This window comes from Dryocola clanedunensis subsp. sulfonylureivorans (assembly GCF_016756775.1).
Classification (GTDB): Bacteria; Pseudomonadota; Gammaproteobacteria; order Enterobacterales; family Enterobacteriaceae; genus Dryocola; species Dryocola clanedunensis.
On record NZ_JAERMU010000009.1, the window covers coordinates 171965 to 198659 of the forward strand.

The 26695-nt window shown below is 55.1% G+C and carries 28 protein-coding genes, 1 pseudogene and 1 riboswitch; of the genes and pseudogenes, 19 read left to right on the forward strand and 10 right to left on the reverse strand.

Annotated elements, in window-relative coordinates; genetic code table 11:
• Nucleotides 1-19 precede the first annotated feature (19 nt).
• The 6 genes from bioB to HYQ67_RS11665 all read left to right on the forward strand — a co-directional run bounded on the left by bioB (nt 20) and on the right by HYQ67_RS11665 (nt 4598).
• Nucleotides 20-1060, forward strand: coding sequence for a biotin synthase BioB (gene bioB, locus HYQ67_RS11640; RefSeq protein WP_202303850.1), 1041 nt, complete (start codon nt 20-22; stop codon nt 1058-1060).
• On the forward strand, nt 1057-2211 hold the full coding sequence (gene bioF, locus HYQ67_RS11645; RefSeq protein WP_202303851.1) for an 8-amino-7-oxononanoate synthase: 1155 nt from the start codon (nt 1057-1059) through the stop codon (nt 2209-2211). Before bioB ends, bioF begins: the two co-directional genes overlap by 4 nt.
• Nucleotides 2192-2950: a malonyl-ACP O-methyltransferase BioC gene (bioC, locus tag HYQ67_RS11650; protein WP_202303852.1), complete on the forward strand. Its 759-nt coding sequence runs from the start codon at nt 2192-2194 to the stop codon at nt 2948-2950. The genes bioF and bioC overlap by 20 nt, the downstream gene beginning before the upstream one ends.
• Entirely contained in the window at nt 2943-3626 is a 684-nt protein-coding gene (gene bioD / locus HYQ67_RS11655; protein WP_202303853.1) for a dethiobiotin synthase, read from the forward strand. Before bioC ends, bioD begins: the two co-directional genes overlap by 8 nt.
• A 173-nt stretch (nt 3627-3799) precedes the next feature.
• A complete protein-coding gene (locus tag HYQ67_RS11660) occupies nt 3800-4060 on the forward strand; it encodes a hypothetical protein (protein WP_202303854.1) in 261 nt (86 codons plus the stop codon).
• Nucleotides 4061-4076: 16 nt separating this feature from the next.
• Complete coding sequence (locus tag HYQ67_RS11665) at nt 4077-4598, forward strand: helix-turn-helix transcriptional regulator (protein WP_202303855.1); 522 nt, start codon at nt 4077-4079, stop codon at nt 4596-4598.
• Nucleotides 4599-4647: 49 nt separating this feature from the next.
• Here the strand turns inward: HYQ67_RS11665 and HYQ67_RS11670 are convergent, their stop codons facing one another.
• On the reverse strand, nt 4648-5358 hold the full coding sequence (locus tag HYQ67_RS11670) for an ABC transporter ATP-binding protein (protein ID WP_202303856.1): 711 nt from the start codon (nt 5356-5358) through the stop codon (nt 4648-4650).
• Between the two features lie 872 nt (nt 5359-6230).
• Between HYQ67_RS11670 and uvrB the strand changes: the two genes are divergently transcribed.
• Nucleotides 6231-8246, forward strand: coding sequence for an excinuclease ABC subunit UvrB (gene uvrB / locus HYQ67_RS11675; RefSeq protein WP_202303857.1), 2016 nt, complete (start codon nt 6231-6233; stop codon nt 8244-8246).
• 70 nt (nt 8247-8316) lie between these two features.
• Here the strand turns inward: uvrB and yvcK are convergent, their stop codons facing one another.
• Nucleotides 8317-9225 (reverse strand): uridine diphosphate-N-acetylglucosamine-binding protein YvcK, encoded by a 909-nt coding sequence (yvcK, locus tag HYQ67_RS11680; RefSeq protein WP_202303858.1) that lies wholly within the window; start codon nt 9223-9225, stop codon nt 8317-8319.
• Nucleotides 9226-9426: 201 nt separating this feature from the next.
• A riboswitch (molybdenum cofactor riboswitch) is annotated at nt 9427-9561 on the forward strand.
• Here yvcK and moaA point away from each other — a divergent pair.
• The 6 genes from moaA to HYQ67_RS11710 all read left to right on the forward strand — a co-directional run bounded on the left by moaA (nt 9549) and on the right by HYQ67_RS11710 (nt 13059).
• Complete coding sequence (gene moaA, locus HYQ67_RS11685) at nt 9549-10538, forward strand: GTP 3',8-cyclase MoaA (protein ID WP_202303859.1); 990 nt, start codon at nt 9549-9551, stop codon at nt 10536-10538. (Overlaps the previous riboswitch by 13 nt.)
• 24 nt (nt 10539-10562) lie before the next feature.
• Nucleotides 10563-11075 (forward strand): molybdenum cofactor biosynthesis protein B, encoded by a 513-nt coding sequence (gene moaB / locus HYQ67_RS11690; RefSeq protein ID WP_202303860.1) that lies wholly within the window; start codon nt 10563-10565, stop codon nt 11073-11075.
• Nucleotides 11076-11078: 3 nt separating this feature from the next.
• The gene (gene moaC / locus HYQ67_RS11695) at nt 11079-11564 is read left to right on the forward strand and encodes a cyclic pyranopterin monophosphate synthase MoaC (RefSeq protein WP_202303861.1); all 486 of its coding nucleotides are present in this window, start codon (nt 11079-11081) and stop codon (nt 11562-11564) included.
• On the forward strand, nt 11557-11802 hold the full coding sequence (moaD, locus tag HYQ67_RS11700) for a molybdopterin synthase sulfur carrier subunit (protein ID WP_202303862.1): 246 nt from the start codon (nt 11557-11559) through the stop codon (nt 11800-11802). The genes moaC and moaD overlap by 8 nt, the downstream gene beginning before the upstream one ends.
• 1 nt (nt 11803) lies before the next feature.
• Entirely contained in the window at nt 11804-12259 is a 456-nt protein-coding gene (moaE, locus tag HYQ67_RS11705) for a molybdopterin synthase catalytic subunit MoaE (RefSeq protein ID WP_202303863.1), read from the forward strand.
• A gap of 89 nt (nt 12260-12348) precedes the next feature.
• Nucleotides 12349-13059, forward strand: coding sequence for a Bax inhibitor-1/YccA family protein (locus HYQ67_RS11710; RefSeq protein ID WP_202303864.1), 711 nt, complete (start codon nt 12349-12351; stop codon nt 13057-13059).
• A gap of 79 nt (nt 13060-13138) precedes the next feature.
• Here the strand turns inward: HYQ67_RS11710 and HYQ67_RS11715 are convergent, their stop codons facing one another.
• The 4 genes from HYQ67_RS11715 to HYQ67_RS11730 form a co-directional block, all read right to left on the reverse strand.
• Entirely contained in the window at nt 13139-13516 is a 378-nt protein-coding gene (locus HYQ67_RS11715; protein WP_202303865.1) for a putative T6SS immunity periplasmic lipoprotein, read from the reverse strand.
• 177 nt (nt 13517-13693) lie between these two features.
• Entirely contained in the window at nt 13694-14659 is a 966-nt protein-coding gene (locus tag HYQ67_RS11720) for a lysylphosphatidylglycerol synthase domain-containing protein (protein ID WP_202303866.1), read from the reverse strand.
• A complete protein-coding gene (gene clsB / locus HYQ67_RS11725; protein WP_202303867.1) occupies nt 14659-15903 on the reverse strand; it encodes a cardiolipin synthase ClsB in 1245 nt (414 codons plus the stop codon). Before clsB ends, HYQ67_RS11720 begins: the two co-directional genes overlap by 1 nt.
• Entirely contained in the window at nt 15900-16661 is a 762-nt protein-coding gene (locus tag HYQ67_RS11730; protein ID WP_202303868.1) for an endonuclease/exonuclease/phosphatase family protein, read from the reverse strand. Before HYQ67_RS11730 ends, clsB begins: the two co-directional genes overlap by 4 nt.
• Nucleotides 16662-16794: 133 nt before the next feature.
• Between HYQ67_RS11730 and HYQ67_RS11735 the strand changes: the two genes are divergently transcribed.
• The gene (locus tag HYQ67_RS11735) at nt 16795-17202 is read left to right on the forward strand and encodes a YbhQ family protein (RefSeq protein ID WP_202303869.1); all 408 of its coding nucleotides are present in this window, start codon (nt 16795-16797) and stop codon (nt 17200-17202) included.
• Here the strand turns inward: HYQ67_RS11735 and HYQ67_RS11740 are convergent.
• The 4 genes from HYQ67_RS11740 to hlyD are packed head-to-tail and all read right to left on the reverse strand — an operon-like array spanning nt 17164 to nt 22148.
• A complete protein-coding gene (locus HYQ67_RS11740) occupies nt 17164-18270 on the reverse strand; it encodes an ABC transporter permease (protein WP_202303870.1) in 1107 nt (368 codons plus the stop codon). The genes HYQ67_RS11735 and HYQ67_RS11740 overlap by 39 nt on opposite strands.
• Nucleotides 18271-18279: 9 nt before the next feature.
• On the reverse strand, nt 18280-19419 hold the full coding sequence (locus tag HYQ67_RS11745) for an ABC transporter permease (protein WP_202303871.1): 1140 nt from the start codon (nt 19417-19419) through the stop codon (nt 18280-18282).
• Nucleotides 19406-21154, reverse strand: a complete 1749-nt coding sequence (locus tag HYQ67_RS11750; protein ID WP_202303872.1) for an ATP-binding cassette domain-containing protein — start codon at nt 21152-21154, stop codon at nt 19406-19408. Before HYQ67_RS11750 ends, HYQ67_RS11745 begins: the two co-directional genes overlap by 14 nt.
• Nucleotides 21141-22148: a secretion protein HlyD gene (gene hlyD / locus HYQ67_RS11755; protein WP_202303873.1), complete on the reverse strand. Its 1008-nt coding sequence runs from the start codon at nt 22146-22148 to the stop codon at nt 21141-21143. The genes HYQ67_RS11750 and hlyD overlap by 14 nt, the downstream gene beginning before the upstream one ends.
• A 305-nt stretch (nt 22149-22453) precedes the next feature.
• Between hlyD and rhlE the strand changes: the two genes are divergently transcribed.
• From rhlE to HYQ67_RS11780, 5 genes and pseudogenes are all read left to right on the forward strand, one after another.
• On the forward strand, nt 22454-23824 hold the full coding sequence (gene rhlE / locus HYQ67_RS11760) for an ATP-dependent RNA helicase RhlE (protein ID WP_202303874.1): 1371 nt from the start codon (nt 22454-22456) through the stop codon (nt 23822-23824).
• 241 nt (nt 23825-24065) lie between these two features.
• A pseudogene (locus tag HYQ67_RS11765) lies at nt 24066-24356 on the forward strand (tRNA-dihydrouridine synthase); the annotation flags it as partial.
• Between the two features lie 131 nt (nt 24357-24487).
• Nucleotides 24488-25348, forward strand: a complete 861-nt coding sequence (locus HYQ67_RS11770) for a hypothetical protein (RefSeq protein WP_256660923.1) — start codon at nt 24488-24490, stop codon at nt 25346-25348.
• Between the two features lie 49 nt (nt 25349-25397).
• Nucleotides 25398-26336: a tRNA dihydrouridine(16) synthase DusC gene (dusC, locus tag HYQ67_RS11775; RefSeq protein ID WP_001264848.1), complete on the forward strand. Its 939-nt coding sequence runs from the start codon at nt 25398-25400 to the stop codon at nt 26334-26336.
• Nucleotides 26337-26385: 49 nt separating this feature from the next.
• Nucleotides 26386-26670: a hypothetical protein gene (locus HYQ67_RS11780; protein WP_202303875.1), complete on the forward strand. Its 285-nt coding sequence runs from the start codon at nt 26386-26388 to the stop codon at nt 26668-26670.
• Nucleotides 26671-26695 lie beyond the last annotated feature (25 nt).

Here is a 26695-nt window from a genome sequence, read left to right on the forward strand (position 1 = left end):
CCCCTTTTGGAGACGCCCGATGGCTCACCACGCACGCTGGTCAATGTCGCAGGTCACTGCTTTATTTGAAAAACCTTTGCTGGATCTGCTTTTTGAAGCGCAGCAAATCCACCGTCAGCACTTCGACCCTCGCCATGTGCAGGTCAGTACGCTGCTGTCGATTAAAACGGGCGCCTGCCCGGAAGACTGTAAATATTGTCCGCAGAGCGCGCGCTATAAAACAGGGCTGGAATCGGAACGCCTGATGGAGGTGGAACAGGTTCTGGATTCCGCGCGTAAGGCCCGCAACGCAGGCTCCACCCGTTTCTGCATGGGCGCGGCGTGGAAGAATCCCAATGACCGCGATATGCCTTATCTTGAACAAATGGTGCAGGGCGTCCGTGAAATGGGTCTTGAAACCTGTATGACGCTCGGCACGCTGACCGATGCCCAGGCGCAGCGGCTGGCGGCAGCGGGTCTGGACTACTACAACCATAACCTCGATACCTCACCGGAGTTCTACGGCAACATCATCACTACGCGAACCTACCAGGAACGTCTGGATACGCTGGGCAAAGTCCGCGACGCGGGCATAAAAGTCTGCTCCGGCGGGATTGTCGGGCTGGGTGAAACGGTAAAAGATCGGGCGGGCCTGCTGCTTCAGCTGGCGAACCTGCCGATGCCGCCGGAAAGCGTGCCTGTCAACATGCTGGTGAAAGTGAAGGGCACGCCGCTTGCGGATAACGACGACGTGGATGCCTTTGATTTTATTCGTACCATTGCGATTGCGCGCATCATGATGCCAACTTCCTTTGTGCGCCTTTCGGCAGGGCGCGAGCAGATGAGCGAGCAGACCCAGGCGATGTGCTTTATGGCCGGTGCAAACTCCATCTTCTATGGTTGCAAGCTACTGACCACGCCTAACCCGGAAGAAGATAAAGACGTCCAGCTGTTCCGCAAGCTGGGGCTGAACCCGCAGCAGACGGCCACGGAAACAGGGGATAACGAACAGCAACAGCAACTGGCAGCACAGCTGCTCAACGCTGACACCGACAAGTATTACAACGCGGCGGCGGTATGAGCTGGCAGGCAAGAATTGAGCAGGCGCTTGCTGACCGTCGGAACAGCGACAGTTTCCGCACCCGACAGATAAACGATCGGGGAAACGGACGCTTTCTTACCAGTGGCGGCAGACAGCATCTTAACTTTTCCGGCAATGACTATCTGGGCCTCAGCCAGCATCCGGAAATTATCCGCGCCTGGCAAACGGGCGCGGAAAAATACGGTGTCGGCAGCGGCGGCTCCGGGCACGTGACGGGTTTCAGCACCGCGCATCACCTGCTTGAGCAGGAGCTTGCCGACTGGCTCGGCTATCCCCGCGCGCTGCTGTTTATCTCGGGTTTTGCCGCAAACCAGGCTGTTATTACGGCCCTGGCGCAAAAACAAGATCGTATTCTGGCGGACAAGCTCAGCCACGCATCTCTTCTGGAAGCGGCCATGTTTAGCCCGGCGCAGCTGCGTCGCTTCATCCACAACGACGCTCAGTCGCTAAGCGGTCTTTTGAGACTCTCTGTGGAAGGCCTGCAGCTGGTGGTGACCGAGGGTGTGTTTAGTATGGACGGCGACCGGGCTCCGCTTAAAGAGATCGAGTCAGCCACTCGCGAGGCGAAGGGCTGGCTGATGGTGGATGATGCCCACGGCGTCGGTGTGCTGGGCGATCAAGGCAGGGGAAGCTGCGACCAGCAGCGGGTCAAACCGGACTTACTTGTCATCACTTTCGGCAAAGCATTTGGCGTAAGCGGTGCAGCAGTGTTGTGCAGCGAGAATACCGCTGATTATCTTTTGCAGTTTGCCCGCCATCTCATCTACAGCACCGCCATGCCGCCCGCTCAGGCTACGGCTCTGTCAGCCGCTCTGAACGTCGTCCGCAAGGGGGATGAAATGCGCTCACGGCTGAGGGAGAACATCGCGCGGTTTCGGGAAGGGGCGGCGCGGCTGCCGCTCGCACTGATAGATTCCCAGACCGCTATTCAGCCGCTGATAGTTGGGGAAAACGCCCGCACGCTGGAGCTTGCAGCGGGAATGCGCGAGCGGGGTTTCTGGCTGACTGCCATTCGGCCACCGACAGTACCGAATGGCAGCGCGCGCCTGCGCGTCACGCTCACTGCCAGCCATACAAGCCGTGATATCGATACGTTACTGGAGGCGCTGTATGACGAAACCGGTGGATAAACTCGCCGTGGCAAAGGCATTTGGACGCGCCGCAACCACGTACGACGACTACGCCGGTCTACAGCGGCTAAGCGGCAATTATCTGCTAAGCCGTCTGGCCGGGCGCCCGGCGAAAAAAGTACTGGATGCAGGCTGTGGAACCGGTTGGTTTAGCCGTTACTGGCAGGCCCAGGGCAGCAGTGTGATGGCATTGGATCTTTCTGTAACCATGCTCAATCAGGCTCGGGATAATCAGGTTGCGCAGTTTTACCTCGAAGGCGATATCGAATCTCTCCCCCTGGCGGACGAGCAGATCGATCTTGCCTGGAGCAACCTGGCCATCCAGTGGTGCCATGATTTACGACGTGGATTGAGCGAGCTGTATCGGGTTACCAGCCCCGGCGGATGCATTGCTTTTACGACGCTTGCCGCAGGTTCACTGCCGGAGCTGCATGCAGCCTGGCAGGCTGTGGATGAGCGACCACACGCCAATGCGTTCCTGTCTTATAGCGAGATAGAAGCCGCCTGTGGCGGTTGGCGAACATCGTTGCACCTTGAAGAGATAACCCAGTCTTTCCCGGATGTGATGAGTGCCATGCGAACCCTGAAAGGTGTGGGTGCCACGCACCTGCACGATGGACGCACCAATGCGCTGATGACTCGCCAGCAATTACAGCGTTTGAGCCTTGCCTGGCCGCAAAAAAACGGTGAATTTCCGTTAACCTGGCGGCTCGTTTCTGGAGTCATAGAACGTGATTAAAAAATGGTTTGTTACCGGCACGGACACGGAGGTCGGTAAAACGATTGCCAGCTGCGCATTACTACAGGCTGCAGCCATGGCGGGCTACCGGACGGCAGGCTACAAGCCAGTTGCTTCGGGCAGTGAAATGACGCCGGAAGGGATTCGCAATGGTGATGCGCTGGCCTTACAGCGCAACAGCAATCAGTTACTCCGCTATGAACAGGTCAATCCGGTGGCATTTCTGGAGCCGACTTCGCCGCACATCATCAGCGCGGATGAGGGCAGGCCCATTGAGCTCTCTACGCTCTCAACGGGCCTGAACGAACTGTGCCTTTTGGCAGATTGGGTACAGGTAGAAGGTGCCGGAGGCTGGTTCACACCTCTCTCAGAAACCACCACTTTTGCTGACTGGGTCGTTGCGGAGCAGCTTCCGGTGATTCTGGTCGTGGGGGTAAAGCTGGGTTGCATCAACCATGCAGTATTAACTGCGCAGGCAGTGCAGAATGCAGGTTTGTCGCTGGCTGGTTGGATAGCAAACGACGTACAGCCCGCCGGCAAACGTCACACAGAATATATGGCAACCCTAAAGCGTATGCTGTCCGCACCGCTGCTGGGTGAAATCCCCTATCTGTCCGTGTTGGACGAAAAGACTTCCCTGGGCCACTATCTGGATTTATCTCCTTTTACGAACTGAATCGCACTTTTTAGTGGCTTCCCTGCAACGCCCGAATAGATATTCGGGCGATATTTCAGAAATTTCTCCTCCTCAAAAACAACGCTTCTTCGCCTGAGCAATAACAGATAAATTAACGTCATCTTTTGGTTGTCATGTGAAAACCATTGTGGGATATTAATAAGGAGATTTCTATGGCGCGTCGAGCACATCCAGATAAGGACATCGAAGCCGCATTAACCTACGCGGAAAGTCAGGGCTGGCGGGTATTACCCGGAGGTGCGCACTGCTGGGGGAAAATGTACTGCCCGTGGAATGACAAAACCTGCCGCTGCGGTGAGTTTTGCATTAGCTGCATCTGGGGCACGCCTCGCAGCGCGCGGAACCACGCCAGGCTGATAAGGCGTGTCGTGGACAAGTGCAGTCTGGATGCAACGACGGCAGTAAGACATTAAATCCAAGGAGATAAGCATGTCAGAATTCAGTTTTACGCTGATCTTTACCCTGCCAACAGATAACCAGGATCCGGCTTGCTGGGTAGAGGCATTGGGGGCAAACGGCTGTGACGACGCGCTGATTGGCATCGGTGTCACCGGGCGAATTGCGCTGGATTTCATCCGCGAAGCACCCACAGCGGCAGCGGCTGTCGTGTCAGCTATTGAGGATGCCAAACGCACGCTTCGCGGCGCAAAACTTGTCGAGGTCACGCCAGACCTGGTGGGGTTAACCGATATCGCCGAGCTGCTGGGCTATTCCCGGCAGTACATGCGCAAAGTCATGGTGAATCGCGCAGCGTTTCCTGCCCCGGTGCACGATGGAAAAACAGCGCTATGGCATCTTGACTCTGTCCTGCGCTGGCTGCGCGAAAACAAAATTTCGAATGTACCGCTACCCTTGCTTGAACTTGCCGCCGTTACCCGGCAGTGCAACCTGCAGCGTGAGCTTGCGTCACTGGACAGCACGCTGCAACACGAGCTTGGTAAGCTGCACTAATGACAGGTTATCGGGTGAAAAAGCCGCGGCAGCAGCCCCCCTGTCAGGGTTAAGGCATCATCCAGTTTGACACCAGCTTCTCATCCAGCTGCTCGGCTTTACCCTGAGCAACATTGCGACCACGATGTAAAAGACAGAAGCGATCCGCGACACGGTGAATGAACGATAACCGCTGCTCCACGAGCAAAATCGTCAGGCCAAAATCACGGTTCAGGCGGCGAACGATACCGCTCAGCTCGTGGATAAAACGTTGCCCGCTTCCTGGCGTCGGTTCATCAAGGATCAGCAGCTTTGGCTCCGTCACCAGAGCTCTTGCCAGGGCGAGCCGCTGCTGCGAATCATATTGCAGTTCCCCCCCTCTGACGTGTCGCAGGGAATAGAGCTCGGGGAAAAGCTGATAGACCATATCGGGGATAGCCCTGGCGTGCTCGTTACCTGCCAGCAGCGCAATCTGCAGATTCTCCTCGACGCTGAGCTGGGAAAATAGACGGCGCTCCTGGGCAACATAGCTTATTCCCAGAGCCGCACGATCTTCAATGGGTCTGGCCAGCAGGTCCTGGGGCGGCTGTCCTGCCTCGTTCCAGGTGATGCTGCCGCTCTCCACTGGCAGATAACCGGTAATACAGTTCATCAGCGTGGTCTTGCCCATTCCTGGGGCGCCCAGCAGGCAGGTACATTCTCCTTTCGTCAGCTCCAGATCGAAGTTCCACAGGATATGCTTCTCGCCATAAAACTGATTAACAGCGCGTAAACTCAACATGCGTCAGCTCCTCACGACAGGGTAAACAGATAAAGCCAATAGTCGGGCTGTTGGCGGGCAATGAACCCATGACACTCAGGCTTCCTGCATCTCTCCCGAAGGAGGGGGTGAGTTCCTCTGTGTAAGCAGTGCAATTATCTTGCCATCTCCTGTAAGGAGAGGCAGAACAGGCCAGGTTTGGGAATAGCCTTATAAATCTGGGGAGGGGAAAGCCGCTGTCTCATACCGAACCGTTCCGGTGCACTCTGTCAGTGCCTGACTCTTCTCAATTTTGGTGCAGAAGAGTGCTCGGGTGAGCGGGATATATCCCGAATTTGTGAGCCGCCTCAAGCTGCCCGCTCGCGGTAAAAAAGGCGAACTTAATGGAAAAAAAATCCCGAAAATTTTTTTTCAGGGTAAAAATACGGTTTGTGTGGATTTTTGCGAGCGGCTACCCAAAAGGCCTGGATGCACTTATCCACTATTCCTGTGGATAACCTTGTGCATTAGAGTTAGAAAACTATCGGTGAACGAGAGCGGGCGCGGCTTGCGCGCGGATTGGCGCGAAACCGGTCTTTTGTGGAAAGTTGTTTAAATTTAGATGGTTAGATAAAAGCAATCCGTGTAAGAAAAGTGTCAAATATCCATCACTCACTTTCATTACACTGCTTGACAAATGTTAAATGCCAAAAAAATCTGGGGATAACCCCTGAAGGCCAGTGATAAATTCCGCAGTTGATGAAATTGCACGCAAAGCACGCCATTATTTGGTGGCGTAATGGACATACGGGAAGTTGGAACTGGTTTTTCATCCAGTATTAATGACTGGCAAAAATTCCTGTGGCGAGTAAAATTATCCTCCGGCCCGCGAGTTCTTCACCAGGTAGCCCCGCATGAGTAAAGCGTTCAAACTAAATTCCGCATTCAAACCTTCAGGCGATCAGCCTGAGGCCATTCGTCGTCTGGAAGAGGGGCTGGAAGATGGCCTTGCCCACCAGACGCTGCTGGGGGTAACCGGCTCAGGGAAAACCTTCACCGTGGCAAACGTGATTGCGGATTTGCAACGCCCCACTATGGTGCTGGCACCTAACAAAACCCTCGCGGCACAGCTTTATGGCGAGATGAAAGAGTTCTTCCCGGACAATGCGGTCGAGTTTTTCGTCTCCTACTACGACTACTATCAGCCGGAAGCCTATGTCCCCAGCTCCGACACCTTCATCGAAAAAGATTCCTCCGTTAACGAGCACATTGAGCAGATGCGCCTGTCGGCGACCAAAGCGCTGTTGGAGCGTCGCGATGTGATCGTAGTGGCATCCGTTTCGGCGATCTACGGTCTGGGCGATCCGGATCTCTATCTGAAGATGATGCTGCACCTCACCAAAGGGATGATCATCGATCAGCGTTCAATTCTGCGCCGCCTGACCGAACTGCAATATTCCCGTAACGATCAGGCGTTCCAGCGCGGCACCTTCCGGGTTCGGGGTGAGGTCATCGACATTTTCCCGGCGGAATCTGACGATCTTGCCCTGCGCGTGGAGTTGTTTGACGAAGAAGTTGAACGCCTTTCACTGTTTGATCCCTTAACAGGGCAGGTTGACCAGGCGATCCAGCGCTTCACTGTCTATCCAAAAACGCACTATGTGACGCCGCGTGAACGTATCCTGCAGGCCATGGAAGAGATCAAAGTCGAACTGGCAGACAGACGCAAGGTGCTGCTGGCCAACAACAAATTGCTTGAAGAGCAGCGTTTAACCCAGCGGACACAGTTCGATTTAGAGATGATGAACGAGCTGGGATACTGTTCGGGCGTCGAAAACTACTCGCGCTTCCTCTCCGGCCGTGGGCCTGGGGAAGCGCCGCCAACGCTGTTTGACTACCTGCCTGCGGATGGCCTGCTGGTAGTGGATGAATCCCACGTTACCATCCCGCAGATTGGCGGCATGTATCGCGGCGACCGGGCACGGAAAGAGACGCTGGTTGAATATGGCTTCCGCCTGCCTTCCGCGCTGGATAACCGTCCGCTTAAATTTGAAGAGTTCGAAGCGCTGGCTCCACAAACCATTTATGTCTCCGCAACGCCCGGTAACTACGAGCTGGAGAAATCCGGTGACGACATTGTCGATCAGGTCGTACGTCCAACCGGCCTGCTTGATCCCATCATTGAAGTACGCCCGGTAGCCACCCAGGTGGACGATCTGCTCTCGGAGATCCGTAAACGCGTCGAAATTAACGAGCGCGTGCTGGTGACCACGCTCACCAAACGCATGGCGGAAGACCTGACTGAGTATCTGGAAGAGCACGGCGAGAAGGTGCGTTACCTGCACTCAGATATCGATACGGTAGAACGTATGGAGATCATCCGCGATTTGCGCCTTGGGGAGTTCGACGTGCTCGTCGGTATCAACCTGCTGCGTGAGGGGCTGGATATGCCGGAAGTCTCGCTGGTGGCGATTCTCGACGCAGATAAAGAGGGCTTCCTGCGTTCGGAGCGATCTCTCATCCAGACCATCGGCCGTGCGGCGCGTAACGTTAACGGCAAGGCAATTCTGTACGGTGACAAAATTACCCCGTCCATGGCGAAGGCGATTGGCGAAACGGAACGTCGTCGCGAGAAGCAGCAGCACTACAACGAAGAAAACGGCATCACGCCGCAGGGTCTGAACAAGAAAGTGGTGGATATCCTGCAGCTCGGCGAGGGGATGGCGAAAACCAAAGGCCGTATGAAGAGCAAAGCGCGCAGCGTGATTGAAGACGACGAAATCATCCTCACGCCGAAAGCGCTCCAGCAGAAAATCCATCAGCTGGAAGCCAAAATGCTGGAACATGCCCAGAACCTTGAATTTGAAGAGGCGGCACAGGTGCGCGACCAGCTCCATCAGCTGCGGGATCTGTTTATTGCGGCATCATGAGAACAGCGTCGGGTGACGCTTTCGTTTTCCCCCTCTCCCTTTTAGGGAGAGGGCCGGGGTGAGGGTAAAATCATCCCAGCGTCTGAATCGCCTTCTCAAGCGCCTGGCGCAAAAGATGGCGGTCGTGTCGATAGGGAATATCGCTGGCCTCAAGCGGCTCCTGAATCACTACGCGATCCTGTACGTCACAGACATCTTCATGCGGGCCAACCACCACCGCATCGATGATTCGTTTTCCGACCCGCTGCTCCATAATGTCCAGCTTATTCTTTAGGCTCAGGCTGGCCGCCGCCACGCTCAGCTCGCGTCCCAGATTATCGATATACACCACCGGCGCAGGCGTTCGGCGCAGCGCCTGATCCATATCTTCAAGCAGCAGCAGCGGCATCAGGCTGGTATAAAAACTTCCCGGACCAATAAGAATCAGGTCCGCTTCGGCAATGGCTTCTACCGCTTCGCGCGTCGCATGGGCTTTCGGGTAGAGCATCAGCTCCTGCGGTGGTGAAGCGAGGTTGTCGATATTCACTTCGCCGTAGACAAAATGGCCGTCCGCATCGGTAGCCATCAGATCTACCGGCTGCTCGGACATCGGAATCAACAATGCATCGACCTTAAGCAGGTTGCGAATGAGATTAATGGCTTCCAGAGGCCGCACGCTCAGGTGATCCAGAGCCTTTAACATTAGATTTCCAAGGTTATGACCGGAAAGCTCGCCGTTACCGCCAAAACGATACTCAAACATTGCCGATGCGACGCTGGGTTCGGTAATGAGCTGGTTTAAACAGTTGCGCATATCGCCCCAGGCAATGCCACCTTCAGAGCGTCGAATACGCCCGGTGGAACCGCCGTTATCGGTGGTTGTCACAATACCGGTCAGACGTGACCCCATAGACGAAAGGGAGGACATCACCCGGCCAAGACCGTGTCCACCGCCGAGTGCTACTACCCGATCAAGATCCGCAAACGTGCGACTGCGCATAGCTATTCCTTATGAAAACTCTCCGGCTTAAGGTAGCGTAAAAGCGCCGAAAAAACGATGCAGGCTCTGGGGTTAATGATGTATATCAAGGTAAAAGTTAACTTTTCGCGTACTCTGTGTCGAAATTGAACGATTAGTTCGTTATGTATGGATTTATATAACGAAAGCTGCTATGGCGAACCTGTTCCCAACGCGCTACTATCGTTAAACACACACTAAGCCTCTGGACCTAAATCGTAAGACAAGGTGCTTTGGCCGTGACCCTCCCGGTCACCAGGGTGCAGAAAGAAATGCCTGCATCTCCCGTATTTGGAAAGGTGTTTATGGCTTCACAACTGACCGATGCGTTTGCGCGCAAATTCTTCTATCTGCGTCTGTCCATCACCGACGTCTGCAACTTCCGTTGCAACTATTGCCTGCCCGACGGCTACAAGCCGCACGGCGTGGCGAATAAAAGTTTCCTCAACGTCGATGAAATTCGCCGTGTCACCCGTGCCTTTGCCGCACTGGGGACGGAAAAAGTCCGTCTCACCGGTGGCGAACCCTCATTACGTCGTGATTTCCCCGAAATCATTGCCGCCGTCCGCGAAAACGCAGCCATTCGTCAGCTGGCGGTGACCACCAATGGCTATCGCCTGGCTCGCGACGTACAGCAATGGCGCGATGCGGGATTGACCGCCGTTAACGTCAGCGTCGATAGCCTCGATGCCCGCCAGTTTCACGCCATTACCGGGCAGGACAAATTCCGCCAGGTGATGGACGGTATTGACGCGACCTTTGCCGCCGGATTCACAAAAGTAAAAGTTAATACGGTGCTGATGCGTGGCGTAAACAGTCATGAGCTGGAGACCTTCCTCGCGTGGATTAAACCGCGTCCCATTCAGCTGCGCTTTATCGAACTGATGGAAACCGGCGACGGCGGCGAACTGTTCCGTAAATACCATATTTCCGGCACTACTATCCGCGATCAGCTGCTACAGCGCGGCTGGGTACGTCAGCTAAGCGGCCGCAGCGACGGCCCGGCGCAGGTCTTCTGCCATCCGGACTATGAAGGCGAAATTGGTCTTATCATGCCCTATGAAAAAGACTTCTGTGCCACCTGCAACCGCCTGCGCGTCTCTTCCGTCGGCAACCTGCATCTCTGCCTGTTCGGCGAGGGGGGCATCTCCCTGCGCGACCTGTTAGCGGACGATGCGCAGGGCGAGGCGCTCGAAGCGCGCATCTCGTCGGCGCTGGCCCAGAAAAAGCAGACCCATTTCCTGCATGACGGTCATACCGGCATCACACAAAACCTGTCCTGGATTGGTGGATAGCGTCAAAAATTAAGGAGAATAAGTATGAGTCAGGTAAGCGAAGCGTTTATCCCGGCGCGTATTGCCATTTTGACGGTCTCCGGCCGCCGTACCGAGGAAGATGACACCTCTGGCCACTATCTTCACGAGTCCGCAACCGAAGCAGGCCACGAGGTTGTAGACAAAGCCATTGTGAAAGAGAATCGCTATGCGATCCGCGCCCAGGTGTCACAATGGATTGCCAGCGAGAACGTGCAGGTAGTCCTGATCAACGGCGGCACGGGTTTTACCGATGGCGACCAGGTCCCCGAAGCGCTTCTGCCACTTTTCGACCGTGAAATAGAAGGTTTTGGCGAGCTGTTTCGCATGCTCTCTTACGAAGAGATCGGCACTTCCACGCTGCAGTCTCGTGCCGTCGCAGGGATGGCCAATCGTACGCTGATTTTTGCCATGCCCGGCTCGACGAAAGCCTGCCGTACCGCATGGGAAAACATCATTCTTCAGCAGCTGGATGCCACCCAGCGTCCCTGCAACTTCCATCCCCACATCAAGAAATAGACTATGTCGCAACTGACCCATATTAACGCCGCCGGCGAAGCGCACATGGTGGACGTATCCACTAAAAATGAGACCGTGCGCGAAGCCCGCGCTGAAGCCTTTGTCACCATGCAGGCCGCTACGCTTGCGATGATTGTCGACGGCAGCCACCACAAAGGTGATGTGTTTGCCACCGCACGTATCGCGGGCATTCAGGCCGCTAAGCGCACGTGGGAGCTGATCCCGCTGTGCCATCCACTGCTGCTGAGCAAAGTGGAAGTTAATCTCGAAGCCGAAACTGAGCACAACCGTGTGCGTGTCGAAGCCGTGTGCCGTCTGACAGGGAAAACTGGCGTGGAGATGGAAGCGTTAACTGCCGCTTCCGTTGCCGCGCTAACGATCTACGACATGTGCAAAGCGGTGCAGAAAGACATGGTCATCGGCCCGGTTCGTCTGCTGACCAAAAGCGGCGGCAAATCCGGAGACTTTAAGGCGGACAGTCATGATTAACGTTTTGTTCTTTGCCCAGGTTCGCGAACTGGTGGACTGCGACAACCTTCAGGTTGAATCAGCCTTTGCCGACGTAGAACAGCTGCGTGAGCATCTTGCAGCCAGAAGCGACCGCTGGGCGCTGGCGCTGGAATCCGGCAAGCTGCTGGCAGCGGTAAACCAGACGTTGGTGAGCTTTGACCATCAGCTAAAAGACGGCGACGAAGTGGCCTTCTTCCCACCGGTGACGGGAGGCTGAAATGAGCGATAACACTCGTATCCGCGTCGGCCATGAGAATTTTAGCGTGGGCGATGAGTATCAGTGGTTGTCACAGTGCGACGAAGACGGCGCGGTCGTGACCTTCACCGGCAAGGTGCGAAACCACAACCTGGGCGACAGCGTGAAAGCCTTAACGCTTGAGCATTACCCGGGAATGACTGAAAAAGCGTTAGCGGAAATTATCGAAGAGGCTCGTGAGCGCTGGCCGCTGCAACGCGTGTCTGTCATCCACCGTATCGGTGAGCTGTGCCCGGGCGATGAAATCGTCTTTGTCGGCGTGACCGGCGCGCACCGCAGCTCAGCCTTCGAAGCAGCGCAGTTCATGATGGATTATCTGAAAACGCGCGCGCCGTTCTGGAAGCGGGAGGCCACGCCGGAAGGGGATCGCTGGGTAGAATCCCGGGATACGGACAAGCAGGCGGCGAAACGCTGGTAACATGCACCCGCGTGCAGTTGTGTTAATCTTATACATGGTAGGCTTTCTAGCCTGAAATTAGGTCAACGTAAATTACTTGAGGAAGCATCATGGATCGATTCCCCCGCTCCAATGACACTATAGTTCAGCATGCGCGAACTGGTTTGCAGGCCTATATGGCGCAGGTCTATGGCTGGATGACCTGCGGGCTGCTGCTTACCGCGTTTGTTGCCTGGTATGCCGCCAACACCCCGGCGGTGATGGAATTCGTCTTCTCCAGCAAAATCACCTTCTTTGGTTTGATTATTGTCCAGCTGGGCCTGGTGTTCGTGCTGTCCGGCATGGTGCATAAGCTGAGCGCCGGTATGGCGACCACGCTGTTCATGCTCTATTCCGCGCTGACGGGCCTGACGCTCTCCAGCATATTTATCGTCTACACCTACTCGTCCATTGCCAGCACCTTCGTGGTAGCGGGCGGCATGTTTGGTGCCATGAGCCTTTACGGCTATACCACCAGGCGTGACCTGAGCGGCTTCGGCAATATGCTGTTTATGGCGCTGATCGGTATCGTGCTGGCGTCGCTGGTCAACATCTGGCTGAAAAGCACGGCGCTGATGTGGGCTGTTACCTATATCGGGGTGATCGTGTTTGTAGGCCTGACGGCGTACGACACTCAGAAACTGAAAAACATCGGCGAGCAGATTGACGTGCGCGACACGCAGAACATGCGCAAGTACTCCATTCTTGGCGCGCTAACGCTGTATCTGGACTTCATCAACCTGTTCCTGATGCTGCTGCGTATTTTCGGCAACCGTCGCTAAGACTTATACCCCACCCAGACAAAAGTCTGGTGGGGTAATTTAAAAAGAGGGCATAACGACTCTGGTGTAAAAAATCCATTTAATCTAATCGTTCCACTGCCGTTTCCCCATCTATACGATGAACCATGAACATAGCGTCATATAATATTTTTTCTCCTTTAGCGTTTTCCACTACATATACCACACTGTATTTTACCTCAGCTTGATAGTCATAATATGGCAGGCAGGATAACCAGGCGTTTACAGGTGGGATAGTTTTTAAATTTTCACTTTGGCTCCAGTCTGGATATTGACTAATGCCATATGCGATATATTTATCATTAGCGCTCGCGTTTTTAGTATAAATACAGACCTTATCATTGATAGCCTTAATATCACCTTTCAGGAAAGGATCAGGATCTCCAATGACACAACCAGCTAAAAGAGATGTGATAAATAGAATAATAATGCATTTCATATAAAGCCCTGGTAAAGGAATGAACCAATAGTTTGTTTATATAAATATATATGTTTTTAGATGCCGTCCAAATGTATCAGTGGGGCTTATTTAAACCATGATTTAGTTAGCAATATCGATGAAATCAGACAGTGATCCATTGCGAAACTGGAAAAGCAAGCTAAATGGGACAGGAAATTAATTCGAATCCATCTGTTTCTCGTTCTTCGCCCGCATTTTCTTCGCCCGGCTCTCAAGTCCCAAATAACAGACGATCGCCAGCAGCAGCGGGGCGATGAAATAGAGCAGGCGATAGGCCAGCAGCGCGGCGATAATCGTGCCGTGGCTGACGTGCTCACCCGCCAGCAGCGCAATAAATACCGCCTCCAGCACGCCGATACCCGCCGGGATATGCACGATAACGCCCGCGATACTGCTCACCAGCAGCACGCCCAGCACGAAGAAGTAGTTCACCTCCTGGCCCAGCAGCAGCCAGATAATCGCCCCCATCACCATCCAGTTGGCGCTGGAGATAACCAGCTGTGCGAGGGCGAATTTAAAGGATGGCAGGACGAGTCTCTGACCCCTGACAGTCGCGTGACGATGTTTAGCGAACGCGCAGAACCACAGGTAGACCGCGATAAACGCCAGCAGAACGACGCCCAGAATGCGCAGCGTTCCCTCGTCGATATACCAGTGGTCCGGCAGCTGCACCACGCCGACGGTGAAAATAACGCCTGCCAGCACGATGTAGCCGAGCCAGTTCGTAGAGATGCTTAGCGAGAATATTCGCGTAATGGTGGCGCTCGGCAGGCCCAGCCGGGAGTAGAGCCGGTAGCGCATACCGATGCCGCCCACCCAGGTGCTCAGCGTCAGGTTGAAGGCATAGCAGATAAACGACACCAGCATAACCTGCCGTTTCGCCAGCTTATGCCCGCAGTAGGCGCGAGCGAGCAGATCGTAACAGCCGTAAATCAGGTAGCTGAGGATCACCAGCCCGACTGCGCTTGCCAGCACCAGGCGGTTATAGTTGCGGATGACCTTCCACACTTCCTCCCAGTCCACTTTGGTGGCGTACACCACGAGCAGCACGATCACCGCGATAAAAAAGAGCCAGGTGAGGATTTTCTTTGCTTTCCGCCATTTAGGGTGCGAGTGAGACATCAGAATTTCACCCCCTGATTATCCGTCTCCACCCGATCCTGCGTCTCGATTTCGGGCTGCACCGGAGGCTTTACTAACGAAAGGCGCGGAGTATGCGCGGGCAGCCAGCCGACCATCGCCGGGAAGTGGCGCAGGAAGTGGAACGCCAGCACGCTTTTCCCCAGGTTCCACCAGGTGCGCTCAGGCACCATAGTTTCATCTACCCGTTTGCAGTCGTTGGCGATCAGCTCGCTGAGGTTTTCACGCAGCTCCGCGTTGAACGCTTTATCGTAGATAATCAGGTTCGCTTCCAGGTTCAGCGACAGGCTAAGAGGATCGAGATTGCTGGATCCCACCGTCGCCCAGTGATCGTCCATAATCGCCACCTTGCCGTGCAGCGGACGCCGGGTGTACTCGTATATTTCAACGTTGGACTTCACCAGATAGTTATAGAGCAGGCGGGCGCCCACCTTCACGATCGGCATATCCGGCTCGCCCTGAACCACCAGCTTCACTTTTACGCCGCGGCGTGAGGCATTGCGCATCGCGTGCAGCAGACGGTATCCGGGGAAGAAATAGGCGTTGGCAATAATCACTTCCTGTTTCGCGTTGCTGAGCATCTTCAGGTAGTAACGTTCGATATCGTCGCGGTGCTCGTTGTTATCACGCCAGACAAACAGCGCCTGCGCCTCGCCCGGCGTCAGGTTTTCATGGGCGCTGTTATGGCGACGCCCCCACCAGCGGCGTGGATTTTCCTCGCCGGGCAGGTTTGAGATCACATACTGGTAAATGTCCTGCACCACCGGGCCTTCCACCTTAACGGCGTAGTCCTGTTTGGCTTCCGGGCCGTAATCAATCATATGCTCAGCGGAATAGTTGATCCCGCCGACAAACGCCAGTTCGCCGTCCACCACAACGATTTTGCGGTGCATGCGGCGGAACAGGTTGGTGCGCATGCCAAAAATCAGCGGGCGGGGATCGTAATAGCGGAACATCACGCCCGCGGTGGTTAACTCGCTGACGAAACTGTCGCTCAGATCGGGCGAGCCGTAGCCGTCCAGCAGCACCTCCACGCTCACGCCGCGACGGGCAGCGTCCAGAATCACCTCATGAAGCTGCTTGCCCACGTCGTCTTCAAACCAGATAAACGTTTCCAGGATCACCTTGCTGTTTGCTTGTCGGATAGCGTCGAAGACCGCCGGGAAAAAGGCATCGCCGTTCTCCAGCAGCTCAATACGGTTGCCGTCACGCCAGTTATTTTTCATACATGGATCTCCACGGCGAGGGGGGCATGGTCTGACAGGTGCCGCCACTGACGTAAATTAAGCGTGGCGGGCGCGCTGACAGAGGCATGTTTTACGTAGATACGGTCAAGGCGAAGCAGTGGGAAACCCGCCGGGAAGGTGCGCGCGGGGCGGCCCCAGGCGCGGGTAAATACCTCGTCCAGGCTGGCTTCTTTTTTCAGCATATGGCTCGCTTTCTGACGCCAGTCGTTAAAGTCTCCGGCCACCACAACCGGTTCGCCTTCTGGCAGCTCGTTGACCAGCTTACAGAGCATGGCGAGCTGCGCCTGGCGGTGCTCCTCGCGCAGGCCAAGATGCACGCAGATAACGTGCACGCGCAGGTTGCTGTCCGGCACGGTCATCTGACAGTGGAGCATGCCGCGCTTTTCATGGCCTTCAACCGAGATATCCCGGTTGTCGTAATGAATGATGGGAAAGCGGGAGAGTACCGCGTTTCCGTGGTGTCCTTCGGGATAAACTGCGTTTCGCCCATAGGCAAAATCTTCCCAGACCGTATCCGCCAGAAACTCATAATGGCTGGTCTCCGGCCAGTGTTCAAAGCGCACCGAGTGAGCCTCGTGCGCGCCCATGACTTCCTGAAGGCAGACAATATCCGCAGATACGGTGCGTATAGCGTCCCGCAGCTCCGGCAAAATGAAACGCCGGTTGAAGGTGGTAAAGCCTTTGTGTGTATTAATCGTGAGCACTTTAAAAGAAAAGCGCGGAGTGTGATGTGCCATGCCGCTCCCGGTCTTTTCGTTATCCTGATGAAAATAAAGTGTAGTCTTTGTCACAAAAAGAGGGCGGGAAGCGGAATTTTCCGTACACTTGCGTACTCTCAAAGACAGGAAAATATATGCCAGGAGTGAAAACATGAAGTGGCAACAACGGATACAGGTGGCAACCGGCCTGACTTGTTGGCAGATTATGCTGCATTTGATGGTGGTATGTGTGGTACTTGTTGGCTGGAAAACAAAGACCCTGATCCCGGTCGCTGTGGGCCTGTGCCTGCTGTATGTGGCAACGGTTATCCTGATGTTTGCCTTCCAGCGTTTCCACAGCGGCAAGCTGCGCGACATCGGCGATTTTCTTGAAGAGCTGACCACCACCTGGTACTTCGGTACGGCGATGATCGCCCTGTGGCTGCTCTCCCGCGTGGTAGAAAACAAATGGCTATTGCTGGCTGCGGGCCTCGCAATGATTGCCGGACCCGCCATCTACTCGCTGCTCGCCAAAGACAAATCAGGCGATTTTGCGACGAAACATCCAGTACGCCGCTGAACCCGTCGTGGCCGCTATCACCAGCAGCGGCCAGACGCTCCCCCAGACGATATCTAAGCTCGCATCCTTCAAATAAATCTGCTTGGTAATGTCGGTGAAATGCCGGATGGGGTTTACCCACGTCAGGTTTTGCAGCCAGACCGGCATGTTCTCCACCGGTGAGACATAGCCCGACAGCAAAATCGCGGGCATCATAAACACGAACACGCCGATAAACGCCTGCTGCTGCGTGGCGCAAAGCGACGAGATGAGCAGGCCAAACCCCACCAGCGACAGCCCGTAAATCAGCATCGTGAAATAGAACAGCAGCAGCGAGCCGGAAAACGGTATCTGATAGCCCCAGATGCCCACGCCCAGCACGATGGTCGCCTGGGCAATGGCAACGATCTGCGCGGGCACCGCTTTGCCAACGAAGATCTGCCAGGTGGCGAGCGGTGAAACCAGCAGCTGGTCGAGCGTACCCTGTTCGCGCTCGCGGGCGACCGACAGCGAAGTCACGATCATCACGCCAATCGTGGTGATCATCGCAATCAGCGACGGCACCACGAACCATTTATAGTCCAGATTCGGGTTATACCAGTTGCGCACCACCAGCTCGCTGTTGTTCGGCTTTGGCTGGCCGGTCATCAGCTCCTGCTGGTAGTTTTTGACGATCTGCTGGAGATAGTTGGCCGCAATCTGGGCGCTGTTGGAGTTACGCCCGTCGAGGATAATCTGCAGCTTCGCGGGCTGCTGGCCTGCCAGATTGCGCGAGAAGTCCGCCGGGAAGCGAATCAAAAGCAGCGCCTTCTGGTTGTCTATTGTCGGCTGGATCTCCTGCGGGCTTTTCAGCAGCAGCACGTGGTTAAACGCTTTTGCGCGGGCGAAACGCTGGGTCAGCTCTACCGAGTGGCTGCCGTTATCCTCGTTGTAAATCGCAATCGTCGCGTTGGTGACTTCAAGCGTGGCGGCGAACGGGAACAGCACCACCTGCAGCACCACCGGCAAAATCAGAATGGCGCGGGTCTGCGGCTCGCGCAGCAGAGACTGCAGCTCTTTGCGAATCAGTGTCCATAATCGATGAAACATGGCTTTTCCTTAATCCAGGCGGCGCTTCGTTTTCAGCGCCGTCAGGCCAATAAACATCACCGCCGAAGCGATCAAGAACAGCACGTTGACCACCAGCACCGTAGCAATGTTGCCCGCCAGAAACAGGCTTTGCAGCGTGCTGACGAAATAGCGCGCGGGAATAACGTAGGTCACGGCGCGGATAATCGCGGGCATGCTGTCTATCTGGAAAATAAACCCGGACAGCATGATCGACGGCAAAAATGCGGCGTTCAGCGCTACCTGAGCGGCGTTAAACTGGTTGCGCGTAATGGTGGAGATAAGTAAACCCATGCCCAGCGTGCTGAGCAGAAACAGGCTGGTGATCAGAAAAAGCAGCAGCAGCGACCCGCGATACGGCACGCCGAGAATAAACACCGACACCAGCATACACAGCAGCATCGCCAGCATGCCCAGCACGTAGTAGGGCAGCAGCTTGCACAGCAGAAGTTCGGTGCGCGTTACCTGCGTCGAAAGCAGCGCTTCCATGGTGCCGCGCTCCCATTCGCGGGCAACGACCAGCGAGGTCAGAATTGCGCCAATCACCGTCATAATAATGGTTATCGCGCCTGGGATAATAAAGTGCTGGCTGATGGCGGCGGGGTTAAACCAGTAGCGCAGCTGGACGTCGATCAGCGGCTGGAACGCTTCGCCCCTGTCTTCCGCCCGCTGCTGCTGCCAGATCTGCCAGATCCCCTCCATATAGCCCTGAACAAAGTTGGCGGTGTTCGGCTCGCTGCCGTCGGTGATCACCTGAATCGGCGCCGTCGCCCCGGCCCGGGCCATGTTCTGGGCGAAGTCGGTGGGGATGACCACCAGGCCGCGGATCTTCCCGGCCTGCATCAGCTGGATCAGCTGCTGGCGGTTATCGCTGATGGTGGGCTGAATGTAGGGCGAGGCGCTGATGGTATGGGTGAAGTCCAGCGCCTCCTTGCTCTGCTGCTCAATCAGCACGCCGACGTGCAGGCGGCTGGAGTCGAGGTTTATCCCGTAGCCAAAGATAAACAGCAGCAGCAGGGGGATGACCACCGCAATCAGCCAGCTGCTCGGGTCGCGCACAATCTGACGGGTCTCCTTCACGCACAGGGCGCGGACGCGCCGCCACGAGACAAACTGGCTATGCTCGCTCATCGTCATGCTCCTCATCCCAGCGGTGGATAAGCGTAATAAACGCCTGCTCCATGGTCGGATCGGCCTGCTCGTCGTTCGCGGCCTGCTGCTTGAGATCGTCCGGCGTGCCGCTGGCGATAAGCTTGCCACGGTACACCAGCCCGATGCGGTCGCAGTATTCCGCCTCGTCCATAAAGTGCGTGGTGACCATCACCGTGACGCCTTTTTCCACCATGCTGTTGATGTGCAGCCAGAATTCGCGGCGGGTGATGGGGTCAACGCCCGAGGTTGGCTCATCCAGAAACAGAATGTCCGGCTCGTGCATCAGCGAGCAGGCCAGCGCCAGGCGCTGCTTAAAGCCGAGCGGCAGGGCGTCCGTCTGGCTGTTAAAAATCGGCTGGAGGTTAAACGCCTCGCTCATGCGCCCGATCTTCTCCTCCTGCGCCTTACCGCGCAGGCCGTAAACGCCGGAGAAAAAGCGCAGGTTTTGCGCCACCGTCAGGTTGCCGTAGAGGGAAAATTTCTGTGCCATATAGCCCAGGTGCTGGCGCGCCTTGCCGGAGCTGGTTTTCAGATCCATGTCCAGCACCAGCGCCTTGCCCGAAGTTGGCACCAGCAGCCCGCACATCATCTTGAAGGTGGTGGACTTGCCCGCGCCGTTTGGCCCGAGCAGGCCGAAAATTTCTCCGCGCTGCACGGTAAAATCTACGTGGTCGGTAGCCGCGAAATCACCGAATTTTTTGGTCAGCTGTTTTGCTTCAATGACCGTTTCGTCGTGGCTGCCCTCGACGGTATGCAGGATTTCACCGAGCGGCGACTCCTGCTCGCCCGCGCCGCCCAGCAAATCGATAAACGCATCTTCAAAGCGCGGTTCGGTTTGCGCGATATGTTCCGGAGGTAAATTGAGCGCTTTGGCAAGCTCGTCCAGGGTAGCGTCTTTGGCGAGGATAAGCCGCACCGAGCGGCCCTGAATTACGCCGTCGCTCACCTGCGGCAGCCTGAGCGCCCGTTGCAGCAGCCTGCGGTTGTTTTCCTCGCCGTGGCTGACCAGCAGCGACCTTCCGGCCATTTTCTGCGTCAGCTCCTTCGGTGCGCCGTGGTACAGCAGCTCGCCTTCGTTCATCAGCAGCACATCCCGGCACTGCTCGGCTTCGTCTAAGTAGGACGTACTCCACAGGATCAGCATTCCTTCGCCCGCCAGCTCGTGCACCATCTGCCACAGCTCACGGCGGGAGATGGGGTCAACGCCCACGCCCGGCTCATCGAGCAGCAGCACTTTCGGCTGGCCGACCAGCGTACAGGCCAGGCCAAGCTTCTGCTTCATGCCGCCGGAAAGCTTACCGGCCAGGCGTGCGGTAAACGGCCCGAGAGAGGTAAATTCCAGCAGCCTTTTGAAGGTTGATTCGCGAGTTTCCCCCGTCACGCCGCGCAGGTCGGCATAGAGGTTTAAGTTTTCCATTACCGTCAGATCTTCATACAGCCCAAACTTCTGCGGCATGTAACCCAGCACGGCGTGCAGGGCGCGGTCGTCTTTAATGGGATCGAGACCGATAACCTGAGCGCTGCCCTCCGTGGGCTTCAGCAGCCCGGCCAGCATGCGCATCAGCGTGGTTTTCCCCGCGCCGTCCGGGCCAACCAGCCCGGTGACCTCTCCGGCGTGAATTTCGCAGTCCAGGCTGGCGACGGCGGGCTTATCCATGCCGGGAAAGCTTTTCATCAGCTGCTGAAGGCGGACGATCCCGTCATTGCTGCTCATGATTTTGCCCGCCGTCGAAGCTCACGGTCACCGGCATGCCCTGGCGCAGCGAATCGTCGGCATCCGTGACTATGATGCGCAGGCGATAGACCAGGTCGGTACGCAGGTCGGGCGTTTCGACAGTTTTCGGGGTGAACTCAGCGGTAGGGGAGACGAAGCCGATTTTGCCCCGGTAAGGCTTATCCGGTCGCCCGTCGGTATAAATCTGCACTTCGGTGCCGGGTTTAGCCTGATTCAGGCTGACTTCATTGACGTAGGCGCGAACCCAGACGGGGCGAGTGAGGGAAAGTGTGAGTACCGTACTGCCTGCGTTCAGCATGCTGCCCGGTTCCACGGCGCGGGTAAGCAGGGTGCCGTTGGAAGGGGCGATGAGGGTGGTGTCCTGCAAATCAAGCCGGGCCTGGGCAAGCTGCGCTTTGGCCTGCTGCAGGCTGGCCTGCGCCTGGGCAATTTCCTGCGGGCGGTTGCCGGTGCGGTACTGGCTGAGCTTATCTTTCGCGGACTTCAGGGTGGCTTTTGCCTGCTCGCTCGAAGAACGGGCATTTTCCAGATCGTTTGCGGAAATCACCCGGGTGGCCCACAGCCCCTGCTGGCGCTGATAGAAGTTCTGGGCGTAGTCAAAGGCGGCCTGCGCCTGGTTAACCTGGGCGGCGGCCTGGGCTATCTCTTCATCGCGGTAGCCCGCTATCACCAGGTCGTACTTCGCCTGGGCGGCCGCCACGTTGGCCCCGGCCTGCAGCAGCGCGTTGTCGTAAGGGCCCTGATCCAGCACGCCCAGCGGCTCGCCCGCCTTTATGGCGTCGCCCTCATCAACGTTGAGCGCCGCCAGACGTCCGCCGACGCGGAAGCTCATATTGACGGTGCGAATATCAACGTTACCGTACAGCGTCAGCGGTCTGTCCTGCTGGCTTCGGTACCACATCCAGCCACCCACGCAGGCGGCCAGCAGCGCAATAATTACAATCACAACAACGGCGGGCTTTTTACCTTTCATCCTTGCTCATCCTTATGACGGGTCAGCGGGTAATATTTATTCCGTGAATAGAACATTATACGCTTAACCTTCACTAATGCATGGGCATGACGCAGAGGAAACGCCTGAGCGGCCACCCTGCGGGCGGGGATTAACGCACCGGCCGGGCATATTTACGAGAATTTGTGCGGAGTATCACAAAAGCTGCTACACTGCGCCCCTTACGGCACCGTGGTTTGTGCCCCTCTACTCGCCAGGAGACTGGCGTCATATGAACCCCTGGAAACTACACCGCGAAGCGCGGTCAGGGCGATTCTGGAGTACCTATGTCTTTTGATTCTCTCGGCCTGAATGCCGATATTCTGCGTGCGGTGGAAGAGCAGGGCTATCGTGAGCCTACCCCAATCCAGCGCCAGGCGATCCCGGTAGTCTTAGCAGGCCGTGACCTGATGGCCAGTGCCCAGACCGGCACCGGCAAAACCGCAGGCTTTACCCTGCCGCTGCTGCAGCGCCTGGTGGACAACCAGCCGCATGCCAAAGGCCGCCGCCCCGTGCGCGCCCTGATCCTGACCCCAACCCGCGAGCTGGCAGCGCAGATTGGTGAAAACGTCCGTGATTACAGCAAATATTTAGATCTCCGCTCGCTGGTAGTCTTCGGCGGCGTGAGCATCAACCCACAGATGATGAAGCTGCGCAGCGGCGTAGACGTGCTGGTGGCAACGCCTGGCCGCCTGCTGGATCTGGAACACCAGAACGCCGTCAAGCTCGACCAGGTCGAAATCCTGGTGCTGGACGAAGCTGACCGCATGCTGGACATGGGCTTCATCCACGATATCCGCCGCGTGCTGGCAAAACTGCCTGCCCGTCGCCAGAACCTGCTGTTCTCCGCAACGTTCTCCGATGAAATTAAAGGCCTGGCAGAAAAACTGCTGCACAACCCTGAAGAAGTGTCCGTGGCGCGCCGCAACACCGCTTCAGAGCAGGTGACCCAGTACGTTCACTTTGTGGATAAAAAACGCAAAAGAGAGCTGCTGTCGCAGATGATCGGCGAAGGCAACTGGCAGCAGGTGCTGGTCTTCACCCGTACCAAACACGGGGCGAACCACCTGGCAGAACAGCTGGGTAAAGACGGCATTACCGCCGCCGCTATCCACGGTAACAAGAGTCAGGGCGCCCGTACCCGCGCGCTGGCCGACTTCAAAAGCGGCGGCATTCGCGTGCTGGTGGCGACTGATATCGCCGCCCGCGGCCTGGATATCGAAGAGCTGCCGCACGTAGTCAACTACGAGCTGCCAAACGTGCCGGAAGATTACGTTCACCGTATCGGCCGTACCGGCCGCGCTGCGGCAACGGGTCAGGCTCTGTCTCTGGTCTGCGTCGATGAACACAAACTGCTGCGCGATATCGAACGCGTGCTGAAGCGTGAAGTGCCGCGCATGGCAATTCCTGGCTATGAAGTGGACCCGTCCATTCCAGCCGAACCTATCGTGAACGGCCGCCAGCAGCAGCGTGGCGGTGGCGGACGCGGTGGTCAGGGCCAGGGCCAACGTCGCGGTGGCAACGGTAGCAGCAGCGCACCGTCCGACCGCAGCGGCGCACCGCGTCGCCAGTCACGTCCTCAGGGCGATGGCGCGGCGAAACCTGCCGGAGCGAACGGCCGTCGTCGTCCACCGCGCAAGCCGTCGGCCTCTAACTAATAAGTTTTTGGTTCGGCTTTGCCAACTCATGAAGAGGCGCTAACATAGCGCCTCTTTTATATTGCTAACAAAGAAGGAAAAAGCGTGGTTTTTCCTTCTTTGTGGTGAGTAGCCGAAAATCAACGAATTGATTTTCCTTGTTATTTAATCGGTGAGATCTTCTCGAATTTCAATCGGTTCGGGTTTGTCACTCGTCTGAAGAGGCGCTAACATAGCGCCTCTTTTTTTATCGGAAAATATCATGCGTGTACTGCTCGCGCCGATGGAAGGGGTTCTCGACTCGCTGGTCCGTGAACTCTTAACCGAGGTGAATGATTACGACCTGTGCATCACCGAGTTTCTGCGCGTGGTCGACCAGCTTTTGCCGGTAAAATCCTTCCATAAGCTCTGCCCTGAGCTGCTGCATAACAGCCGCACGCCGTCCGGCACGCTGGTGCGCGTCCAGCTGCTTGGCCAGCATCCGCAATGGCTGGCTGAAAACGCCGCCCGCGCCGTGGAGCTGGGCTCCTGGGGGGTAGATCTCAACTGTGGATGGACCAAGTTTATGAAGGATCAACATAGTACAATAGCTTCATCCAATAATTTGAACTGGATCATCACTGCTAACTAAATGTTCTATATGCGTAATGGTATGATGAAAAAAAGTCAGTGGAGGGAATCTCGGTGGATAAAGCCTTTTGTACTATTGATGAGCAGGAATGGACAGCTGAGGCATTTTACGCGCTGCCCACTGCTGAAATTCAATCAAAAAGACGTAGTTTACTGTGTACCGAATGTAGTGGAGATGCATGGTTTAGACGGTCTAGTTATGGAAATGATGCGCCGCATTTTTGTGCCCATCACCAGGAAAACTGCTCATTAGGTACTTCATATGAAGCAGTGGGCGAGGGTAGCAATGATAAGGCATTACCAGTATCAGATACTGATAGTGGCTTGGTTATAGATCTCGATTTAACTCAAAGCTATGATATTGACGTGAAACTGGCTGAACAAACCTCCGAAGCTACACCTGTAGGACAGAGGTTTACCGGTGAACAATCTAACGACGGTGGCAGTGTAAAATATCCAGCACATTTTACTTTGAAACGATTGCTCTACAAATTAGTACAATCAAAAGGTCAATGTTATTTAGAAAAGAAGATTGGCTTCAAAGGTCAGGATTTTAGTGATTTACCAGAGAATGGTGCTGAACTATTTGTTGAATTTGCAAATGTGAAGCCATGGATGGATGGAGCACGCAGGATCTTTTGGGGATTCATTAGTGATGTCGGGCAAACGAATGATGGGAAAATTTGGTTAAACGCGGGTAATATTAAATCAGGTTTAAGTGTTTGTATTCAGCAAGATATAGCTAGTGCTTTCAGAGAACAGTTTAAGGTAGTCAACAGTCTAGACGAGTTGGATGGCTGTCATGCTCTAATTATTGGTAAATGTTTGTATGCAACAACTGGTAAACCGATTCTATGGTGCGGCGATCTTAGCTATGTTGTACTTAGAAGGTATAAATCTGATCAAGAATTATAGCACCAGCTTCAAAAATAATAATGTCCATTTTTAATTTTTCAGGAAATACATGCGAGTATTACTAGCTCCGATGGAAGGTGTTCTCGACTCATTAGTGCGAGAGCTTTTAACTGAAGTAAACGACTACGATCATTGCATTACGGAGTTTTTACGTGTAGTCGACCAGTTATTGCCAGAAAAATCCTTTTATCGCTTATGCCCTGAATTACATAATCAAAGCCGCACTGAATCCGGCACTTTAGTCCGTATCCAACTGCTAGGGCAGCACCCAGGATGGCTTGCGGAGAATGCCGTTCGTGCTGTTGAGCTGGGTTCACATGGTGTCGACCTTAATTGCGGATGCCCTTCAAAGCTCGTTAATGGCAGCGGTGGTGGGGCTACTCTCCTTAAAGATCCAGAACTGATCTACCGTGGCGCAAAAGCCATGCGTGAAGCAGTGCCAGCGCACTTACCCGTAACAGTTAAAATTCGACTCGGTTGGGACAGCGGTGCGCGGCAGTTTGAAATTGCCGATGCTGTGCAGCAGGCCGGTGCCACTGAACTTGTTGTTCACGGGCGGACGAAAGAAGATGGCTATAAAGCTGAATGCATTAACTGGTTGGCAATTGGCGAAATCCGCAATAGATTATCGATCCCAGTGATTGCTAACGGTGAAATCTGGGACTATCAAAGTGCGCAGGCCTGTCTTAACGCCACCGGCTGCGATGCAGTGATGGTCGGCCGCGGCGCGTTGAATATCCCGAATTTAAGCCGCGTAATTAAATACAACGACACCCGTATGCCATGGCCGGATGTAGTGAAGCTTCTGCAAAAATATAGTCAACTTGAAAAACAGGGAGATACAGGTTTGTATCACGTTGCGCGCATCAAACAATGGCTAGGATATTTGCGTAAAGAATATGTTGAGGCCACAGAACTCTTTACAACGATTCGCACAATGAAACACTCAGCCGATATTTCTCTTGCAATTAATAAGCTGGGCGTGTAACCAGGAACAAAACTCAAATATTATATACAAACACTGATGGAGATAGTTAATGAGTTCGAATAAAATTACTCAAGATAGATACGAAATGATTTATATTAAACAAAACAATGTTGTTATAGTTCATAGAGAACCTTATACAGTTTCAATATTAACAAAAGAGCAGGCAGAAGATTTTGGATATAATATCTCTAAAATGAAGGAATATGAAAGCATCAGCATTAATGGGATACCAGAGGGTGGTTATGAACTGGTTGAAAATTGTGAAGAAGAGGATGTAAACTGGTTAACTCCTGAATGGGAAGCTGAATTGAATCTTTTTAATAAAAATTTATAGTATTATTCTTTAAGTTTATATGGAG

Coding starts and splice junctions, on each gene's coding strand:
- bioB (WP_202303850.1), top strand. CDS start 20: ATGGCTCACCACGCACGCTGGTCAATGTCGCAGGTCACTGCTTTATTT.
- bioF (WP_202303851.1), top strand. CDS start 1,057: ATGAGCTGGCAGGCAAGAATTGAGCAGGCGCTTGCTGACCGTCGGAAC.
- bioC (WP_202303852.1), top strand. CDS start 2,192: ATGACGAAACCGGTGGATAAACTCGCCGTGGCAAAGGCATTTGGACGC.
- HYQ67_RS11660 (WP_202303854.1), top strand. CDS start 3,800: ATGGCGCGTCGAGCACATCCAGATAAGGACATCGAAGCCGCATTAACC.
- HYQ67_RS11665 (WP_202303855.1), top strand. CDS start 4,077: ATGTCAGAATTCAGTTTTACGCTGATCTTTACCCTGCCAACAGATAAC.
- HYQ67_RS11670 (WP_202303856.1), bottom strand. CDS start 5,358: ATGTTGAGTTTACGCGCTGTTAATCAGTTTTATGGCGAGAAGCATATC.
- uvrB (WP_202303857.1), top strand. CDS start 6,231: ATGAGTAAAGCGTTCAAACTAAATTCCGCATTCAAACCTTCAGGCGAT.
- yvcK (WP_202303858.1), bottom strand. CDS start 9,225: ATGCGCAGTCGCACGTTTGCGGATCTTGATCGGGTAGTAGCACTCGGC.
- moaA (WP_202303859.1), top strand. CDS start 9,549: ATGGCTTCACAACTGACCGATGCGTTTGCGCGCAAATTCTTCTATCTG.
- moaB (WP_202303860.1), top strand. CDS start 10,563: ATGAGTCAGGTAAGCGAAGCGTTTATCCCGGCGCGTATTGCCATTTTG.
- moaC (WP_202303861.1), top strand. CDS start 11,079: ATGTCGCAACTGACCCATATTAACGCCGCCGGCGAAGCGCACATGGTG.
- moaD (WP_202303862.1), top strand. CDS start 11,557: ATGATTAACGTTTTGTTCTTTGCCCAGGTTCGCGAACTGGTGGACTGC.
- moaE (WP_202303863.1), top strand. CDS start 11,804: ATGAGCGATAACACTCGTATCCGCGTCGGCCATGAGAATTTTAGCGTG.
- HYQ67_RS11710 (WP_202303864.1), top strand. CDS start 12,349: ATGGATCGATTCCCCCGCTCCAATGACACTATAGTTCAGCATGCGCGA.
- HYQ67_RS11715 (WP_202303865.1), bottom strand. CDS start 13,516: ATGAAATGCATTATTATTCTATTTATCACATCTCTTTTAGCTGGTTGT.
- HYQ67_RS11720 (WP_202303866.1), bottom strand. CDS start 14,659: ATGTCTCACTCGCACCCTAAATGGCGGAAAGCAAAGAAAATCCTCACC.
- clsB (WP_202303867.1), bottom strand. CDS start 15,903: ATGAAAAATAACTGGCGTGACGGCAACCGTATTGAGCTGCTGGAGAAC.
- HYQ67_RS11730 (WP_202303868.1), bottom strand. CDS start 16,661: ATGGCACATCACACTCCGCGCTTTTCTTTTAAAGTGCTCACGATTAAT.
- HYQ67_RS11735 (WP_202303869.1), top strand. CDS start 16,795: ATGAAGTGGCAACAACGGATACAGGTGGCAACCGGCCTGACTTGTTGG.
- HYQ67_RS11740 (WP_202303870.1), bottom strand. CDS start 18,270: ATGTTTCATCGATTATGGACACTGATTCGCAAAGAGCTGCAGTCTCTG.
- HYQ67_RS11745 (WP_202303871.1), bottom strand. CDS start 19,419: ATGAGCGAGCATAGCCAGTTTGTCTCGTGGCGGCGCGTCCGCGCCCTG.
- HYQ67_RS11750 (WP_202303872.1), bottom strand. CDS start 21,154: ATGAGCAGCAATGACGGGATCGTCCGCCTTCAGCAGCTGATGAAAAGC.
- hlyD (WP_202303873.1), bottom strand. CDS start 22,148: ATGAAAGGTAAAAAGCCCGCCGTTGTTGTGATTGTAATTATTGCGCTG.
- rhlE (WP_202303874.1), top strand. CDS start 22,454: ATGTCTTTTGATTCTCTCGGCCTGAATGCCGATATTCTGCGTGCGGTG.
- dusC (WP_001264848.1), top strand. CDS start 25,398: ATGCGAGTATTACTAGCTCCGATGGAAGGTGTTCTCGACTCATTAGTG.
- HYQ67_RS11780 (WP_202303875.1), top strand. CDS start 26,386: ATGAGTTCGAATAAAATTACTCAAGATAGATACGAAATGATTTATATT.